A 16,882-nucleotide genomic window follows, 5' to 3' on the forward strand; every position below is an offset into this window, starting at 1 on the left:
CGGTACAGACAAGTGGCAAGCCAGGCATAAGTCCTGCGGCGTTTTCATCCTGCCGCATTCACTCTGAGGAGCGCAGTCAGGCCTCTAGCAGGCAAGGCCCGTACAGACGGACCTTTCGGCCAACAATCGAAACAGGTGGGAGATCAAATCGGGAAGAACTTCTGGCGCAGTCCGGAACAAGGGGATCAGGCTGCTGCGTTCTTCCGCATCGCGGCTTCGTTGGCCGCCTGCTCCGCGGCAGCCGCTTCCGCTGCAAGCCGCGCGCGTTCACGGGCTTCTTCCTCGGTACGTTCCGCAAAGGCGATGAATTCATCGGCCGGCATTGGAGCAGCGAAGTAATATCCCTGGGCCGCGGTCACGCCAAGTTCGAGCAACCGGTCGATCTGCTCTTCCATCTCCACGCCTTCGGCAATGATACCCATGCCGAGATTGTCGGCCAGTTCGACCATGGAATCGACGATGGTCGTGGAGTTGTCGTCCGACCCGATGGTGTCAATGAACATCTTGTCGATCTTGATGATGTCGACGCCCAGCTTCTGCAGATAGGCCATGCCGCCATGGCCCGTACCAACATCGTCCAGCGCCACACGCACGCCAAGGGCCTGCAATTCCGCGATGATCTTGCGGGCGAGTTCCATGTCTTCCAGCGGATGGCGCTCGGTCACTTCCACGACGATCTGCTGGAAGGAAATCCGCGACTTTTCGAAGATCGAACGGATATCGGAAATGATTTCGCGATCCAGGAAGTGCCCGGCGAAAAGGTTGATCGACAGTTTCAGATCCGGGTTGTCGCCGTAAAGATCGCCGATTTCCTCCGACGACACGCGCATCATATGGCGGGTCATGTCGAAGATATGTCCATTGTTTTCCGCATAGGCCATGAACTGACCCGGCGAGACGATCATGCCGTTCGGGCGGCGCCAGCGCATGAGGATCTCGCAGCCGCGCAGACGCCCGCTCTCAATGTCCATGACCGGCTGGTAATAGGGGATGAATTCGCCATTGCGGATCGCGGCGATGAATTCGTCGTCGGCCTCCCGCTCCGGCCGCCAGGACAACCAGACGCCGATGGCGACGAACAGTAGTGCGATGCCGGCACAAGCGGCAGCGGCGACGACTTTCAGGTCCTGCACAACCTTGCCGGCGGCGGAGATCGGTGCGGTGATCGTCGCAACGAGCGGATAGAGCTCGGAGGAGACCTCGACTGAGAGGATATCCGACGGATTGGTGGCTTCTGAATTATAGCCCCCGACGCTATACCAGAGCAGATTGTTGCCAAGCCGCAATTCGGCCCTGCGGTAGGAGCGCAGGTATTCCGGCCCTGGATCAATCGCGATCACCGCGGGGGTCACTTCCGCGAACAAACGGGTCTGATCCTTCAGATCCCAGCTGATCACCGCAGCGCGCGCGCCCAGATAGTTGCGGTCAAGCATGCCGATGCCAACCAGCGGGCCGTCTTCGCGCATTGGCGGCAGAACAACCTTTCCGGCCAGATCCCGATCGGGGATGATACACATGCGCTGGCCTGCGGCGTCGGCAAGGCCAATTGCATCGATCATGCCGTGTTCGACGATCAGTTTTTCGTAAACGACCCGGTCTTCGGCGTTACAGGTCTGTACGTCGTCCCGATCGAGACGCTGAAGCAGTGAAACGGTCGTGGAAATAGCCTCTTCGGCGCGATGGATAGCCACATTTCCCATGGCTTCCATTTCGACGACAGCGCGGCGCTCCGCATATTGGTTGAGGATGACATTGATCGCAAAAAGCGGAGCAGTCGCCAGCGCAAGGGCGATCAGCACCGTTTTTACGAAACCAACATAGCGGAAAGACAAGTCACAGGCCTGTTCGTGAATATACTCTTTCTGACCATGGCTGATCTGGGTAAACAAGGACTGAAGATTCAGCTGTTTCACTCAGATCAAAGTCACGCATCTCATTGCCGTGTTAGCTGCAAGACAGACCAGAAAAGCCGAACTTCGGGAGGGTTACATGCAGGCATTGTTTATTGGACAAGCCTATATCGACGTTACTTTTTTGACCGAGCAGCTGCCTACGGGCGACGAAAAGACGATTGCCGAGGATTACGCGATCAGTTTCGGCGGCAACGCGGTCACCGCGGCGTTCTGCTGCGCCAAGCTGGGCGGCAAGCCGGAGCTTCTGTGTTCGCAGGCGGACGATTGGCTGGCGCGCATGTTTCTGGACATGGCCGCGGCCTACGGCATTTCCATTCACGGGCGCAAGGTGCACGAGAGTTCCCTCTCCTTCATCATGCCCAAAGGCGGCAAGCGGGCCATCGTGCGTTGCCGTGACAACGACTTCCTGCATCCTTTCCCGCCCCTTACCCTGACCGGCATGAAGGCGCTGCATCTTGACGGGCATATGCCGGATGCCGCGCTTCACTATGCGACCACCTGCAAGAACCTCGGCATCCTGACCTCGCTTGATGGCGGTGCGGTGCGCGAAAACACCGACGAACTCCTCGACCAGATCGATATCGCCGTCGTTTCCGAACGCTTCTGCCAGCAACTGGGCATGTCGACCGGCGAAACCCTGACGTATTTGCGCAGCAAGAACTGCCCGGTTGGAGCCGTCACGCTCGGCGATGAAGGCATGGTCTGGTACGAAGCCGGCGGACCGGACAAGGTGATGCCAGCCCTGGCGGTGCCACTGTCGAAGGTGGTCGATTCCAACGGTGCCGGCGATGTCTTCCACGGTGCCTATATCGCGTCTTATCTGCAATGGCCGGAAAGGAGCTGGGATCAGCATTTCCGGTTTGCACGCGGAGCCTCGACCCACGCGATCCAGCATCTGGGCAACGAGGCCAGCCTGCCGACGCTGGAAGACATTGAGCGCGCCAACAACACCTTTCCGGAAAAGACCGCCGCCTGACCCGCTCAATCCCGCCGTAGCCCCGTCTGGGCCGTGCGTTGCGATTCAACCGGGTAAAATGTGATGCAGGACATATTTTGATCGAATAAGCCCGGCTATTGCTTCAACCGGCTTTCGCCTTGCCACACTGTGGAACTTACCTCAGAGTGGGATCACCTCTATTTCGTGGAGATTTTCAATGATGTTTTCCCGTTCGCCCCGGATCGCTGCCGGTCTGACGGCCGCTGTCAGCCTGCTCGCCCTTCAAGCCTCTCCGGCGCTTGCCTTCGATCCGTCCGGGAACGAGATTGCCGACGCGTTCCTGACATTGCTGGACGCTGAAAAAGGCACCGTCGAGAGCTATGGCTCGGTTGATGAAGCAGGCGGTGCTGTCACGCTCAGCGACATCGTCATCAGCAAGGAAGACGAAGAAGGCGCCAGCGTTACCATTGCCTCCACCGTTCTGACAGGCGGAGAAATCCAGTCCGACGGGCGGCTCAAGCTTTCAAGCCTCGACATGAGCAACCTTCAGCTGACGGCCAAGGATGGCGGCATGTCGCTGGCAGATCTCAAGGTCACCGAACTTCTTTTGCCCACTCCGGAAGAAGCTGCCTCCGATACGCCGCCGGTCGGCCCGGGTTACAAGACATTCGAGGCCAACAGCATTCAGATCCGCGACGAAGACAACCAGATCGCGGACATTGCCAAAATCTCCTCCTCGATCGACGCCATGGACGGCGACCTTCCGACAGCTGGCCAGTTTTCCGTGACCGGTGCGACCATTGACGTCAAGGAACTGGAAACGGAAGAAACGAAGTCCCTCACGGACCTCGGCTACGAGACACTGACGGTCGATGTTGCCGGATCGGGCACATGGGACCCGGAAGCCGCCACTCTCGTGATTCCGGAACTGAAGATCGACGCCAAGGAAGCGGCAAGCCTGTCGGTCTCCTTCTCGCTTGGCGGGGTTACCCGTGAGGTGGTCACCCAGCTCAACGAAAAGTCAGAGAAGCCGGAAGAAGCGATGGCGCTCCTGCAGAATGTGACTATCGAAAAAGCCAATATCCGTCTGGACGATGCTTCGCTGACGGGCCGGGTTCTGGATCAGGAGTCGCAAAAGGCAGGCGTCGACACGCCAACCTATGTAGCCGGCCTCACCGGCACACTGCCGATGATGCTCGGCATGCTGCAGAACAAGGAACTGGAAGGCCAGGTTGCCCAGGCCGTCACCCAGTTCCTGAATACACCCGGCTCGCTGGAGCTGACGGCAGCTCCCGGCGCACCGGTGCCCCTGTCGCAGATCATGGGTACGGCGATGTTCGCCCCCCAAATGATCCCGCAAATCCTGTCGGTTGGCATTACCGCCAACCAGTAAGCCTGCCACAAACAGCAAAAAGCCCGGACCAGGTCCGGGCTTTTTTTCGTTTCCACGCTACCGGGTCAGGCTTATTCGGCAGCTTCGGTCCGGTTCTGGAATTGCAACTCGCACAGACGGCGGTAGATGCCGTCATGCTCAAACAGTTCGTCGTGCGTACCGCTTTCCACGACACGTCCCCTGTCGAGAACGTGAATCTGGTGGGCATGGCGAACCGTGCTCAACCGGTGGGCAATCACCAGAGTGGTGCGGCCTTCCATCAATTTTTCGAGCGCCGACTGAATCTTGGCTTCTGATTCTGCATCAAGTGCCGACGTTGCCTCGTCCAGCAACAGGATCGGCGCATCCAGCAGCATTGCTCGCGCTATGGCGATCCGCTGGCGCTGGCCACCTGACAGTCTGCCCCCGCCATCACCTGCCAGCGAGTTGTAGCCTTCTGGCATTTCAAGAATGAAGTCATGGGCATTCGCCGCCCGTGCCACCGCCTCGATTTCTTCCTGCGTGGCATCCGGTCTGCCGATGGCGATGTTGTTGCGGATGCTAATGTTGAAGAGGTAGGAATCCTGGCTGACGTAGGCAATTTTCCGGCGCAGGGACACCATGGAGACCGACTTGGTCGACTGGCCGTCGATGCAGATCGTTCCTTCCTGCGGATCATAAAAACGCTCGATCAACGCAAAGACCGTGGACTTGCCTGCCCCCGACGCCCCGACCAGCGCTGTTGTCTGGCCTCCTGCCGCCGTCAGCGTCAGCCCATTGAGCGCAGCCCCTTCGCCGTAGGAGAACCTGACGTCCTTCACCTCGACCTGGCCGTCGCTGACCTTGAGGTCCGGTGCATTTTCGATCTGCTCCAGATCCGGTTGCTCATCGATCAGCTCGTACATCAGGCGCACGCCGACAAGCGATTTGCTGAGATTGACGTTCAGCCGTGCGAGGCGCCGTGCCGGATCGTAGGCAAGCAGCAGTGCGGTAATAAACGCAAAGAAACCACCCGGATCCTTGCCCAGCTCCACCACCGAATATCCCCCGTAGAAGATAACCAGCGCGATGGCAAAGCCGCCCAGGGACTCCATCAGAGGCGACGTGCGGGCCGTCAGCGAGGCAATCTTGTTGGATTGGCGCTCCACTTCGGCAACGGAGGTCGCCATCCGCTGCTGCATCGTCGGCTCCATCCTGAAAGCCTTGACGATGCGTATGCCCAGAACGGTTTCCTGCAAAGTCGACCCGATCTTGGCGTTTGAGACCACCTGCCGCTTGGCGTAGGTCTTCACCCGCTTGACCAGAAAGCTGACGCCGACAACGATCGGCGGCATGATCACCAATGCGAGCAGGCTCATCAGGGGATCCTGGACAATCATCACGCCGACCAGCCCGATAAGGGTCAGAATGTCCCGCCCGAGGCTGAGTACGATCATGTCGATCACCGATCGCGCGCTGCCGGCACCGGTGTTCACGCGAATGCCGAGTTCCGGCAGGGACATCCGGTCGAAATAGGCCTGGTCCTGTTTGGTCAGACGTTTGAACAGGCGGTTCTGCAGGTCGGCGACGATCGCGTTTCCGACCCGGGATAGGACAACCATCTGACCGTAGGTCGAAGCCCCCTTCAAGGTGAAGATACAGATGACCGCCCCGGCGATGACATAAATCATCGCCTTGTCGCGGTTGATGAAGACCTCGTTGATGACGTCCTTCATGATCCAGGCACTTGCGGCAGTCGTGGCTGCCACCATTCCCATGAAAACGAAGGCCACCATGTAGCGCGGAATATAGGCCCGGAGATTTTCGCTCAACAGGCGTTTTATGACTTGGACCGTGCCATCCGGATCTTGCCAGATCTCCCATTTTGCGGGGTTAAGCACTTTAAGCCGCCTTTCCAAAAACTCGCTAAGCTTAGCACGACAGAGGCCGGCATGGCCGGCCTCTCGCCTCTTTTGCAGAGGGGTATCCCTATTTAACGGTCACCCGCAAGTAGGAAGTTATCAAGCTTCCGGCAAGTTCAGCCGGAGATGCAGTTCGCGCAACTGGGCCGGTGTCGATTCACTCGGAGCCCCCATCATCAGGTCTTCCGCCTTCTGGTTCATCGGGAAGAGCATGACTTCCCGGATGTTGGCTTCGTCGGCCATCAGCATGACCATACGGTCGATACCGGCTGCACAACCGCCGTGCGGAGGAGCGCCATACTGGAACGCGTTGACCATGCCGCCAAAGCGCTTGTCGACTTCCTCTGCCGGATAACCCGCGATCTCGAAGGCCTTGTACATGATTTCCGGCTTGTGGTTCCGGATAGCACCAGAAATCAGTTCGTGGCCGTTGCAGGCCAGGTCGTACTGGTAACCGAGAACTTCCAGCGGATCACCATCCAGTGCTGCCATGCCGCCCTGAGGCATGGAGAACGGGTTGTGCGAGAAATCGATCTCACCGGTTTCCTCGTCGCGCTCATAGATCGGGAAGTCCACGATCCAGGCAAATTCGAACCGGTTCTTGTCGGTGTGGCCGAGCTCTTCGCCGATGATGACGCGGGCCTTGGCCGCAACCGGCTCGAACTGCTTCGGCTTGCCGCCGAGGAAGAATGCAGTGTCGCCGACATCCAGACCGAGCTGTATGCGGATCGCTTCGGTGCGCTCCGGACCGATGTTCTTGGCCAGCGGACCAGCCGCTTCCGTAGAACCGTCTTCGGCCTTGCGCCAGAAGATATAGCCCATACCCGGCAGGCCTTGCTCCTGAGCAAACTTGTTCATCCGGTCGCAGAACTTGCGGCTGCCACCCTTCGGTGCCGGAATGGCGCGGATCTCGGTGCCGGGCTGTTCCAGCAGCTTGGCAAAGATCGCGAAACCGGACCCGGCGAAATGCTCGGAGACGATCTGCATCTTGATCGGGTTTCTGAGGTCCGGCTTGTCCGTGCCGTACCAGAGCGCAGAATCCTTGTAGGAAATCTGCGGCCAGTCTCGGTTGACCGGGCGGCCGTTGCCGAAACGCTCAAAACAGCCGGCAATCACCGGCTCGATGGTGTCGAAAACGTCCTGCTGGGTGACGAAGGACATCTCCATGTCGAGCTGGTAAAAGTCGGTCGGCGAACGGTCTGCGCGCGGGTCTTCATCGCGGAAACACGGTGCGATCTGGAAGTACTTGTCGAAGCCGGACACCATCAGCAACTGCTTGAACTGCTGCGGCGCCTGCGGCAACGCGTAGAACTTGCCCGGATGCAGACGAGACGGCACCAGGAAATCACGCGCGCCTTCCGGAGAAGATGCCGTAATGATCGGGGTCTGGAATTCGTTGAAGCCGATGTTCCACATGCGGTCACGCAGATCGCGCACGACGTTCGAGCGCAGGATCATGTTCTGATGCAGCTTCTCGCGGCGCAGATCCAGGAAGCGGTATTTCAGGCGAACCTCTTCCGGATAATCTAGGTCGCCGAAAACCGGCAACGGCAATTCCTTCGCCGCACCCAGAATTTCCATTTCGCGGATGAACACTTCGATGTCACCGGTCGGAAGTTCCGAGTTGATGGTTTCTTCTGTCCGCTTCTTCACGTTGCCGTCGATACGGATACACCATTCCGACCGAACGGATTCGGCCAGTTTGAAGGCGGCGGAGTCCGGATCGACAACGCACTGGGTGACACCGTAATGATCGCGCAGATCGATGAACAGCACCCCGCCATGATCGCGGACCCTGTGGACCCAGCCGGAAAGACGGATAGTCTGGCCTTCGTCGGACAGACGGAGGTCACCGCATGTGTGACTACGGTAGGGGTGCATTCTAATTCCTCGACATTTTTCTTGGCATAGAAAATCGTTACGGCCCGCCGGAGGCAGGCCGAGTCCGGCTGCACAATCCATGTTGCGGGACGAAAGTCAAGGGAAAGGCTTGTGCGATGCTTGCCTCTCCCCTCTTTGAAGCGAAACGGTTCAGAAAATTCTCTCAGGCGTCGACTGCTTGCAACAGCGGATGCCACTGGCCGCGGATCTCGTGAGAACTGGCATCGGAGTAGTCGAACACACCCGATCCGGCCGCCGCATGGCGGGCATAGATCACCCGGTCGGATATCCGGGCAAGCAGCGGATAGCCCTTTTTGGAGAGCAACTGCTCCAGATCGCCAACCTGGTTGGACCGGCGATCGATGCGGTTTGCCACCACATGAATATCGGCCTTTCCCTTGCGCACGCGCTTGACGTCCGAAATGCCGTCGAGAAATTTCAAGGTGGCGTCCCAGTCGAAGGCCGAGGCAAGAACCGGAACAATGATATCGGACGCTTCGGCGATCAGGTTCTTGGCCAGTTCGGAGCGAAGGCCGCCGGGTCCGTCAATGACGATGGCGTCCAGATTCTTGGCCTTGTCACCGATGGAATCTTCCTTGGTCCAGTTGAGACCTTCTATCTGCGCGAGGTTCTTTGGCCGGCGTTTGACCCAGGAGAGGCTCGACTTTTGCCGGTCCGCGTCGGCAAGCGCAACATCGTCACCGCGGGCGGCAAGTGCGACGGCAAGATTCGTGGCGAGGGTCGTCTTGCCGCAACCACCCTTGGAATTCACCACCAGTATCTTGCGCATTTCCACTCCCCTTTGTGTTCTTTTACGGACGCTCGCCTAAGCTTCAACATAGGCGCACAGAATGCGCCTTTACAAGAGCCTCGGGCGCGAAAATTACCATTTCGTGGCGACAAAGCGGCAGAACTCAGGTATAGCTGTCCGTCACCATGCATGTGATTACAAAAACAAAAGATCTCGCCGCTGCGTGCCAGCGTCTTGCCGACCATGATTACGTGACCGTCGACACGGAATTTCTCCGTGAGACAACCTTTTGGCCCAAGCTCTGCGTCATCCAGATGGCAGGGCCGGACATGGCCTTTATTGTCGATGCCTTGTCAGAAGGGCTCGACCTTGAGCCCTTTTTCGAGCTTATGCGCGACGGTAGTGTGACAAAGGTATTTCACGCTGCCCGCCAGGACATCGAAATCATCTATCACCTGGGCGAGCTGATTCCTGCCCCCCTGTTCGACACCCAGGTGGCGGCCATGGTGTGCGGCTTTGGTGATTCCATTTCATACGACCAGCTGGTCTACAAGGTGACCGGTGCCCGGATCGACAAGTCGTCCCGGTTTACCGACTGGGCCCGCAGACCGTTGACCGCAAAGCAGCTGGATTATGCTCTGGCGGATGTCACGCATCTGCGCGACGCCTACCAGTTCCTGAAAGCGAACCTCGCCGAGCAGGATCGCAGCCATTGGGTCCAGGACGAAATGCAGGTTCTGACATCCGTCAACACCTATCGCACCGATCCCGAACAGGCCTGGAAGCGGCTGAAGCTCCGTGTTCGCAAGCCGGTCGAACTGGCCGTCATGATGGAAGTGGCCGCATGGCGCGAACGGGAAGCGCAAGCGCGCGATGTACCGCGCAGCCGCGTCGTCAAGGACGATGCCATATACGAGCTCGCAGCCCAGCAGCCCCAGGACGCAGAATCACTTGCACGCCTCAGAACCATTCCGCGCGGCTTCGAACGATCCAAGTCCGCTGACGAAATCCTGAAAGCCGTCAGGCGTGCCGTTTCGCTTCCCAAGAACGAAATGCCGAAACTCCCGAAGGGCCGACAGGCTCCGGATGGTTCGGCGGCAGCCGTCGATCTCCTGAAGGTTCTTCTGAAACTGGTCAGTGAAGCCCATGGCGTCGCCGCCAAGGTGATTGCCACCGTGGATGATCTTGAAAAGATTGCCGCGGACGACGCTGCAGATGTTGCGGCCATGAAGGGCTGGCGGCGCGAGCTTTTCGGAGAAACCGCCCTCAAGCTGAAGCGTGGCGAAGTCGCCCTCGCCTTCCAGGACCGGCAGATCGTCGCGATTGACCAACCGCAACAGGCAAATGTTGAATCGGAAGCGGCAGAGTAATCTGCCGCCTTTCACTCCAGCCCTCGCTTTCAGTCAGTCCTGAACTCAGTTGGCGTTTACCGCCACATCGACCTCGATGACCTTGCTGAGCTGGTTTGCGCGCTTGCGCAGACGTTCACCGTCGAGATCGGCAAGCTCCTTGCCGAGATCAAGCGAAAGTCCCTTGCCTGATCTGGTAATGCCTACCTTCGGCAACATGCCTGCGATGGAAGCGCTCAGCAGGGACGCAACCCGCATGGTCGCACCCAGAACCTTGGCGCGAATGCGCAGGCGGTCAGTAAACAGCGCCCGGATAACAGGCGAAAGATCGCCTTCGCGCAGGCCCTGGTGGCGATAGAAGACAGCCGCGGCAAGATATGCACGGCTGGCATGATCCAGCCCTACGAAAGACGCGTTCGAAATGATGTTGAGGCTCTGTTCGCCGCGATAGTCCGGATGGGCGCGCCAGCCGATATCGGAGAGGAGACATGCCGCATGGCGAAGCCGCGTCTCGTTGGCGGTTTCCTCGATACCGAGCTCCCTGAACAACTTGTCCGTCCAGATGATCAGCTCTTCCGCATGGGCGGGTGAACGGGCTCGCAGCGTGCACAGTTCACGGGCAGCTTCGATTACCGGGTCATGAGCCTGCATTTCCAGAGGCAGCTTTTCGTGCAGCAGGCCCTCGCGCACACCCGTTGCGGAAAAGACCAGGCGTTCCGCCTTCATCGACATCAGCACCTGCTCCAGCACGACGGCACCGATCGGCACCAGCGGACGGCGCTGCTTGGAGACGATCTCGGCCAGTTCGACCCCTTCGAGATTGGGAACGGCGATCCGTCTGCAAAAGGCGATCGCTTCTTCCGCACTGATTTCGTAGTTGTGCATGACATGCAGCGGGTATTTGTTCTGCATCAGATGCAAACGGCCCAGTGACCGCCAGGTGCCGCCTACAGCATAAAACGTCCGTTCGCCCGGCACGAGATCAGGCCATTGGAAATCCTTGAGCGCAGCTTCTGTGATTTTCTGCGCCTTGGCGATCTTGCCGTCGGCCTCTTCCGAAAGGCGAAGCCCGCCGAGAGGGAACGTCGCCCCGGTACCGGGCTTGTTGTCGGCAATTTCCACCAGTTCCAGGCTGCCGCCGCCCATGTCGCCGACAATGCCGCGAGGCTGCCAGAAACCCGCGATCACCCCAAGGGCCGAATAATAGGCTTCCTCGTTGCCGTCGAGAATGCGCACCGGCGCTTCCAGAAACCGTTCGACCTGGTGCACGAATTCCGGACCGTTTTCCGCGTCCCGCGCAGCAGCCGTCGCCACGATATAAATCTCCTGACAGCCGGTATGCTTGATCAACGTCTTGAAACGGGTCAGCTCACCGAGAGCCAGATTGACGGAATCGTCGGCCAGGCGCCCGGTGGCGGCGATGCCCTTGCCGAGGCCGGCCAGCAGTTTCTCGTTGAACAGCATCGTAGGCGTGCGGGCCTTGCGTTCGTAAATCACGAGACGCACGGAGTTGGACCCGATATCCACGACAGCGACCGGTCCGGACCCGTTGAGCCGGCCACGCGCCGGGTGAAACTCAGCAGTCATGCTAACCTCGTTTTTGCCGTTCCAGGAACGGCCTCGGCCGGTCACTCTTCAACGACTTGCCCCGGCCTGAAAGTGAGGGGTTCGTCATGAAATACTGATGCGCATTGAAGGGTTCCTCGTTTGCGTTCGGAACAATACGCTCGTGGCTGCCGTCGGACAGAATGCGCCAGCTTTGCTGGTTGTCCTTCAGGTTGGCAACCATGATCTGATCCAGAACCTGCTCGTGCACGGTTGGCGTCTTCAGTGGTGCCAGAACCTCGACGCGCCGGTCGATGTTGCGTGGCATGAGGTCCGCGGAGCCGATATAGACATGCGCCTCGGGCGACGGCAGCCCCTGGCCGTTGCCAAAGCAGTAGATGCGTGAGTGCTCCAGAAACCGTCCGACAATGGACTTCACCCGGATGTTGTCGGACAGGCCGGCAATGCCTGGACGCAGGCAGCAAATGCCGCGAATGATCAGGTCGATCTGTACGCCAGCCTGGCTCGCACGGTAAAGCGCGTCGATGATCTCCGGATCCACCAGCGAGTTCATCTTCCACCAGATCTGCGCGGGACGGCCGGCACGGGCATGCTCGATCTCGCCCTCGGTCATTTCCAGCATGCGCTGGCGCAGGTTGACGGGAGAAACCATCAAATAGTTCAGCTCAGCCGGCTGCGCGTAGCCGGTGATGAAGTTGAAGACGCGCGCGGCATCTTCGGCAATACCGGGGTCGTCGGTGAAGAAGGAGAGATCCTCATAGATCCGGGCCGTAATCGGGTGGTAGTTCCCCGTCCCGATATGGCAGTAGGTCTTGAGCTGGCCGTGCTCGCGCTTGATCACCATGGACAGCTTGGAGTGGGTCTTCAGCTCGATGAAGCCGAACACGACCTGCACCCCTGCCCGTTCCAGGTCACGCGCCCACTTGATATTGGCTTCCTCGTCGAAGCGGGCTTTCAGTTCCACCAGCGCCGTGACGGATTTTCCCGCTTCGGCGGCCTCGGCCAACGCCTTCACGATGGGGCTGTCATTGGACGTGCGATACAGCGTTTGCTTGATTGCCACCACATCCGGGTCGCGTGCCGCCTGCCGCAGATACTGAACCACCACGTCGAAGGATTCATACGGGTGGTGAACAATGATGTCCTTCTGGTGGATCGCCGCCAGGCAATCACCACCATGTTCGCGAATGCGCTCTGGAAAGCGGGCCGTGTAAGGCTGAAACTTCAGGTCCGGCCGCTCCAGATCGACAATCTGTGACAGGTTGTTGAGCGCAAGCAGGCCGTTTGCCAGGAAGATTTCGCTTTGCCCCACCTGGAGCGCCTCGCCCACGAATTCACGAAGGGCCGGTGGCGTGGTTTCCTGAATTTCCAGCCGTATCACCGAGCCCCGGCGGCGGCGGCGCAGCGCGCTTTCAAACAGGCGAACGAGGTCTTCGGCTTCTTCTTCAATTTCCAGGTCGCTGTCGCGGATGACGCGGAATGCCCCCTTGCCACGAATTTCATATCCGGGAAACAGGCGTCCGATGAAGAGGCTGACGACTTTCTCGATGGCGATGAAGCGGGCAGCACCATCCTCGCCGTTGGGCAATTGCACAAACCGGTCGACCTGGCTCGGAATTCTGAGCAGGGCAATCATGCCGCGTCCACCGGACGTCGGTGCGAGTTCGAAGACGATGGAAAAGCCGAGGTTCGGAATGAAGGGGAACGGATGTGCAGGATCGATGGCCAGCGGGGTCAGAACCGGGAAAACATATGCAAGGAAGTAATCCTGCAGCCAAGCCTTGTCTGCCTGGTCAAGCGTATCGCCTTCCGGGATCTCGATGCCCTTGTCGGCAATTTCGCGGCGCAGCTCCACCCAGATCTTCTGCTGGGAAGCCTGCAGGTCCCGCACGGCATCGCTGATCTTTTGGAGCTGTTCGGTCGGCGTCAGGCCGTCGTCGGAAAGATTGGTGACATCAGCCCGTTGCTGGCCGCGCAAACCGGCAACGCGCACCATGAAAAATTCGTCGAGGTTGTTGGCCGAGATCGAGAGGAACCGGACGCGCTCGAGCAGCGGGTGGTTCGGGTTCATGGCTTCTTCCAGAACCCTGAGATTGAACTGCAGCCAGGAAAGTTCGCGGTTCATGAACCGGGCCGGAGATGTAGCCAGCTCACCTTCCGGCGCCAGGTCCGGAACAACACCCTTTACTTCGGAAGAGACTGTGGAAGCAGGCAGAATGTCTGAAAGATCAGGGGCTTCGTTCATGTCATCATCCCTTGTTCTGTGCAGCTTCCGCTTCCACCCGGCAAAAGCGGGCCTGCCCATTCTGCCTTATCGCCGACGTGACTAACATGAACTTCTGAGCGGGCAAATGACAGCCCTGTGGCGGTACCGGTGATTATTGGCCTTTATGCACATTTTCCAAGACCCGACCGGCAAGTGGTTTTGTGATCTTGACCCGTCCTGCCAGAGCTTCCTGATCGATGGCCTCGACGGCACGCATGGCAACTTCGAGCGAACGTTCCATTCGCACCACAAGATAGTCGACCACGCCTTGATCGACCGCAATCTGCCGGTCGGCGAACAGTTTCACCAGAACCCTGCGCAAAAGGTCGTCGTCAGGCTCCAGGATTTCCACAGGGGTTGCCGCCCGCAGACGGGACTGCAGATCCGGCAGGGAGATTTTCCAGCTTGCCGGCCAGGTGCGACTGGTGATCAGCACGGTCTTGCCGGCCTGGCGTGCAGCATTGAGAAGGTGAAACAGGGCCGTGTCGTCGATCCCCAAATGGGCGTCCTCGATCACGGCAGCCGGCGCGGCGACAAGCGCTTCCAAGGATTGCGTATGAAGCTTGGAGGCCGGCAGAACGGCTGCGCCGGTTTCATCCTGAAAAGCCTGAACCAGATGCGTCTTGCCCGCCCCGACAGGGCCAGCGAGCACGACAACGGGCGATGGCCAGTCCGGCCAGCGTTCCAGAAGTTCGAATGCGGCACGATTGGAACTGCCAACCAGATAATCATCACGGCTCAAGGCCGCTTCATGCGGCAATTCCAATGGCAACTGGCGCGGTGTTTCGGCCATTTTCTACTCTGATACCTGTTCGTCTTGCCCCGATGCGGGAGAGCCGGTTCCCCGATAGACCGGGCTTGCCAGATACTGCTTCAGGGCAAAGCGTGCAAGCACGCCGATCATCGCGGCAGCCGGAACCGCGATCAACATCCCCACAAATCCAAAGAGATATCCAAAGGCAAACAGGGCAAACATCAGCGAGACCGGATGAAGGCCGGTGCTTTCCCCCACGAGCTTGGGCTGGAGGATATTGCCTTCCAGAAACTGGCCGACGCCGAAGACCGCGGCGACAGCGATGATCCATGGCCATTCGGGCCAGAATTGGACAAGTGCCACGCCGATGGACAGGACAAGGCCCAGCCCGGCCCCCACAAAGGGAATGAAGCTGACGAGTCCGGCCACCATGCCGATCAGAAGGCCGAAATTCAGCCCGACCAGCGCAAGTGAGACGGCGTAGAACGAGCCGAGGATGAGGCAGACCGACACCTGACCGCGCACGAAACCGGCCACGGCCTGGTCCATTTCCTTGGCAAGCCCGCGGATCTCCGCCAGATGATCACGCGGCAACCAGCTGTCTATGCGCGCAACCATGCGGTCCCAGTCAAGCAGCAGATAGAAGGCAACGACAGGCGTAATGACAAAGAGCGACAGGATCGACAGCAGGGCCTGCCCACCGCTCCACAGCGATTGCGCCAACTTGCCTATGAAGGACGCCCCCTGCCCGATGAGATTGGACATGGAGGACTGAAGATCATCCGCATTGATGCCTGCGACGGAGGCAAGATCTGCCGGAAAGTTTTCTGAAAGCAGTGATTGAAGTTTGTGGATCAGCTCCGGGAACTTTTCCAGGAACAACGCCAGCTGATTTCCCAGCAGAGGCAAAAGCAGAATGAAGAACATCACCAGAATGAGAACAAAGCCAAACAGGATGGTCAGCGTCGCCCACATCCTGCCCATACCCAGCTTTTCCAGCCGGTCGCAAACGGGATCGAGCAGATAGGCAACCGCCATGCCGGCGACAAAGGGAAGAAGCACACTGGAGAAGACATACAGAAACAGACATACGACAATGAGGGAGATCAGCCAGAACTGAACCTGACGGCGAAGGGTCATGAATGGCGCTCCTCGTTTGTGTCGGCGCGTGCAAATGGCTTTCTTCCGGACATGGGATTAAACCCCGCTTCGGGTCAAGTCCAGCACAGTTAACGCACCGGTCTCGTTCTCATGAAGCAGTCGAACAAGGCCCGGACACGGGCAGCCCCGCGAAGTTCCTCCGGTGTCAACAGCCAGATCCCAAGCGAAAAACAGGGTTCTTCCCTGAGCTGAACAAGATCCGGCTCCCCTTGAACGATTTCCAGCGGAAGTGCACCAATCCCCATACCGGCTCGCACTGCAGACATCATCATGAGCGGCGTCGGCACAAATGCCTTGCAGGCGGCATCCGGCATATTCCGGTTTTTCCAGTCCGCCGAACGCTCCCGGCAGTCCCGCGAACTGTACTCAAGCCAAGGCAGGTCGTTCAGCGAACCACGGCCGGAGACAAGATCCCTGCTGCCGAAAAGCGCAAAATTGAACCGGCCGATTTCGTGACCGAAAAGATATCCTTCCGGAGCATTGGTCAACCGCAGAGCCACTTCGGCCTCCCGCCGTGACAGGCTGACAACGCCGGTCTGGGTCGAGATCGTCAGTTCGATTTCCGGATACCGGCTTCGAAAGGCGGTCAGCACCGGCATGTAATGCCAGATCAATATGTCGACGCTCGTCAGAGAAATCTGCCCGGAAAGCTGCGTGTCGCGGTTCGTAATCCGCCGCTCCAGATCAGCGATCTCTTCCTCAATGCGGCCAGCACTGCGCAAAGCCTCTTCACCTGCTGCTGTCAGCAGGATGCCGTCCCCGACCCGCTCGGCAAGGCGTGCTCCGAAATAGGTTTCGAGCAGACGCAGCTTGCGGGCGACGGTGGTATGCGACGTGTTGAGCTGGCGGGCCGCAGCCGTGAAGGTTTTTGCCTCCGCCAAAGCACCCAGAAATTTCAGATCACTGGCATTCACGGTCTACCACCTCCCCATCTTGAACATTTTTGATCAGCGCTAGCACAATTTCATTTATTGTCTGAACTTTTTCGCACAACTACGCCTGTGGACGCCCAAATTCGCATTTTTCAAATC

12 protein-coding genes are annotated in these 16,882 nt (G+C 58.9%); 3 read left to right on the forward strand and 9 right to left on the reverse strand.

The features are described from left to right. Positions 1-185: 185 nt before the first annotated feature. Positions 186-1,913 carry an EAL domain-containing protein gene (locus ACYQ54_RS23400; RefSeq protein ID WP_460086800.1) on the reverse strand — a complete coding sequence of 576 codons (1,728 nt, stop codon included), beginning with the start codon at positions 1,911-1,913 and terminating at the stop codon, positions 186-188. A gap of 76 nt (positions 1,914-1,989) precedes the next feature. On the opposite strand from ACYQ54_RS23400, the gene ACYQ54_RS23405 reads away from it, so the two are divergent. Then, positions 1,990-2,889, forward strand: a complete 900-nt coding sequence (locus ACYQ54_RS23405; protein ID WP_460086802.1) for a sugar kinase — start codon at positions 1,990-1,992, stop codon at positions 2,887-2,889. A gap of 178 nt (positions 2,890-3,067) precedes the next feature. After that, positions 3,068-4,243 (forward strand): hypothetical protein, encoded by a 1,176-nt coding sequence (locus ACYQ54_RS23410; RefSeq protein ID WP_460086804.1) that lies wholly within the window; start codon positions 3,068-3,070, stop codon positions 4,241-4,243. 71 nt (positions 4,244-4,314) lie between these two features. Here the strand turns inward: ACYQ54_RS23410 and ACYQ54_RS23415 are convergent, their stop codons facing one another. The 3 genes from ACYQ54_RS23415 to ACYQ54_RS23425 form a co-directional block, all read right to left on the reverse strand. After that, on the reverse strand, positions 4,315-6,033 hold the full coding sequence (locus ACYQ54_RS23415) for an ABC transporter ATP-binding protein (RefSeq protein WP_460086805.1): 1,719 nt from the start codon (positions 6,031-6,033) through the stop codon (positions 4,315-4,317). Between the two features lie 189 nt (positions 6,034-6,222). Further along, a complete protein-coding gene (aspS, locus tag ACYQ54_RS23420; RefSeq protein WP_460086807.1) occupies positions 6,223-8,004 on the reverse strand; it encodes an aspartate--tRNA ligase in 1,782 nt (593 codons plus the stop codon). A gap of 163 nt (positions 8,005-8,167) precedes the next feature. Further along, positions 8,168-8,794 carry a nucleotide-binding protein gene (locus ACYQ54_RS23425; protein ID WP_460086808.1) on the reverse strand — a complete coding sequence of 209 codons (627 nt, stop codon included), beginning with the start codon at positions 8,792-8,794 and terminating at the stop codon, positions 8,168-8,170. A 146-nt stretch (positions 8,795-8,940) separates the two neighbouring features. Here ACYQ54_RS23425 and rnd point away from each other — a divergent pair, with 146 nt between their 5' ends. Next, positions 8,941-10,125: a ribonuclease D gene (rnd, locus tag ACYQ54_RS23430; protein WP_460086810.1), complete on the forward strand. Its 1,185-nt coding sequence runs from the start codon at positions 8,941-8,943 to the stop codon at positions 10,123-10,125. Positions 10,126-10,170: 45 nt separating this feature from the next. On the opposite strand, the gene ACYQ54_RS23435 is transcribed toward rnd, so the two are convergent. From ACYQ54_RS23435 to ACYQ54_RS23455, 5 genes are all read right to left on the reverse strand, one after another. Continuing rightward, positions 10,171-11,691, reverse strand: a complete 1,521-nt coding sequence (locus ACYQ54_RS23435) for a Ppx/GppA phosphatase family protein (protein ID WP_460086811.1) — start codon at positions 11,689-11,691, stop codon at positions 10,171-10,173. 1 nt (position 11,692) lies between these two features. Then, positions 11,693-13,915, reverse strand: a complete 2,223-nt coding sequence (locus tag ACYQ54_RS23440) for an RNA degradosome polyphosphate kinase (RefSeq protein WP_460086813.1) — start codon at positions 13,913-13,915, stop codon at positions 11,693-11,695. Positions 13,916-14,048: 133 nt separating this feature from the next. After that, positions 14,049-14,729, reverse strand: a complete 681-nt coding sequence (locus ACYQ54_RS23445) for a P-loop NTPase family protein (protein ID WP_460086815.1) — start codon at positions 14,727-14,729, stop codon at positions 14,049-14,051. A gap of 3 nt (positions 14,730-14,732) precedes the next feature. Beyond that, positions 14,733-15,830 carry an AI-2E family transporter gene (locus tag ACYQ54_RS23450; protein ID WP_460086816.1) on the reverse strand — a complete coding sequence of 366 codons (1,098 nt, stop codon included), beginning with the start codon at positions 15,828-15,830 and terminating at the stop codon, positions 14,733-14,735. 89 nt (positions 15,831-15,919) lie between these two features. Continuing rightward, positions 15,920-16,765 carry a LysR family transcriptional regulator gene (locus ACYQ54_RS23455; protein WP_460086818.1) on the reverse strand — a complete coding sequence of 282 codons (846 nt, stop codon included), beginning with the start codon at positions 16,763-16,765 and terminating at the stop codon, positions 15,920-15,922. Positions 16,766-16,882: the final 117 nt, after the last annotated feature.

The organism is Roseibium sp. LAB1 (assembly GCF_054658235.1).

Excerpts from the sequence above, each read along its gene's own strand:
- ACYQ54_RS23405 (WP_460086802.1), top strand. The coding sequence starts at position 1,990 with ATGCAGGCATTGTTTATTGGACAAGCCTATATCGACGTTACTTTTTTG.
- ACYQ54_RS23410 (WP_460086804.1), top strand. The coding sequence starts at position 3,068 with ATGATGTTTTCCCGTTCGCCCCGGATCGCTGCCGGTCTGACGGCCGCT.
- aspS (WP_460086807.1), bottom strand. The coding sequence starts at position 8,004 with ATGCACCCCTACCGTAGTCACACATGCGGTGACCTCCGTCTGTCCGAC.
- ACYQ54_RS23425 (WP_460086808.1), bottom strand. The coding sequence starts at position 8,794 with ATGCGCAAGATACTGGTGGTGAATTCCAAGGGTGGTTGCGGCAAGACG.
- rnd (WP_460086810.1), top strand. The coding sequence starts at position 8,941 with ATGCATGTGATTACAAAAACAAAAGATCTCGCCGCTGCGTGCCAGCGT.
- ACYQ54_RS23435 (WP_460086811.1), bottom strand. The coding sequence starts at position 11,691 with ATGACTGCTGAGTTTCACCCGGCGCGTGGCCGGCTCAACGGGTCCGGA.
- ACYQ54_RS23440 (WP_460086813.1), bottom strand. The coding sequence starts at position 13,915 with ATGAACGAAGCCCCTGATCTTTCAGACATTCTGCCTGCTTCCACAGTC.
- ACYQ54_RS23445 (WP_460086815.1), bottom strand. The coding sequence starts at position 14,729 with ATGGCCGAAACACCGCGCCAGTTGCCATTGGAATTGCCGCATGAAGCG.
- ACYQ54_RS23450 (WP_460086816.1), bottom strand. The coding sequence starts at position 15,830 with ATGACCCTTCGCCGTCAGGTTCAGTTCTGGCTGATCTCCCTCATTGTC.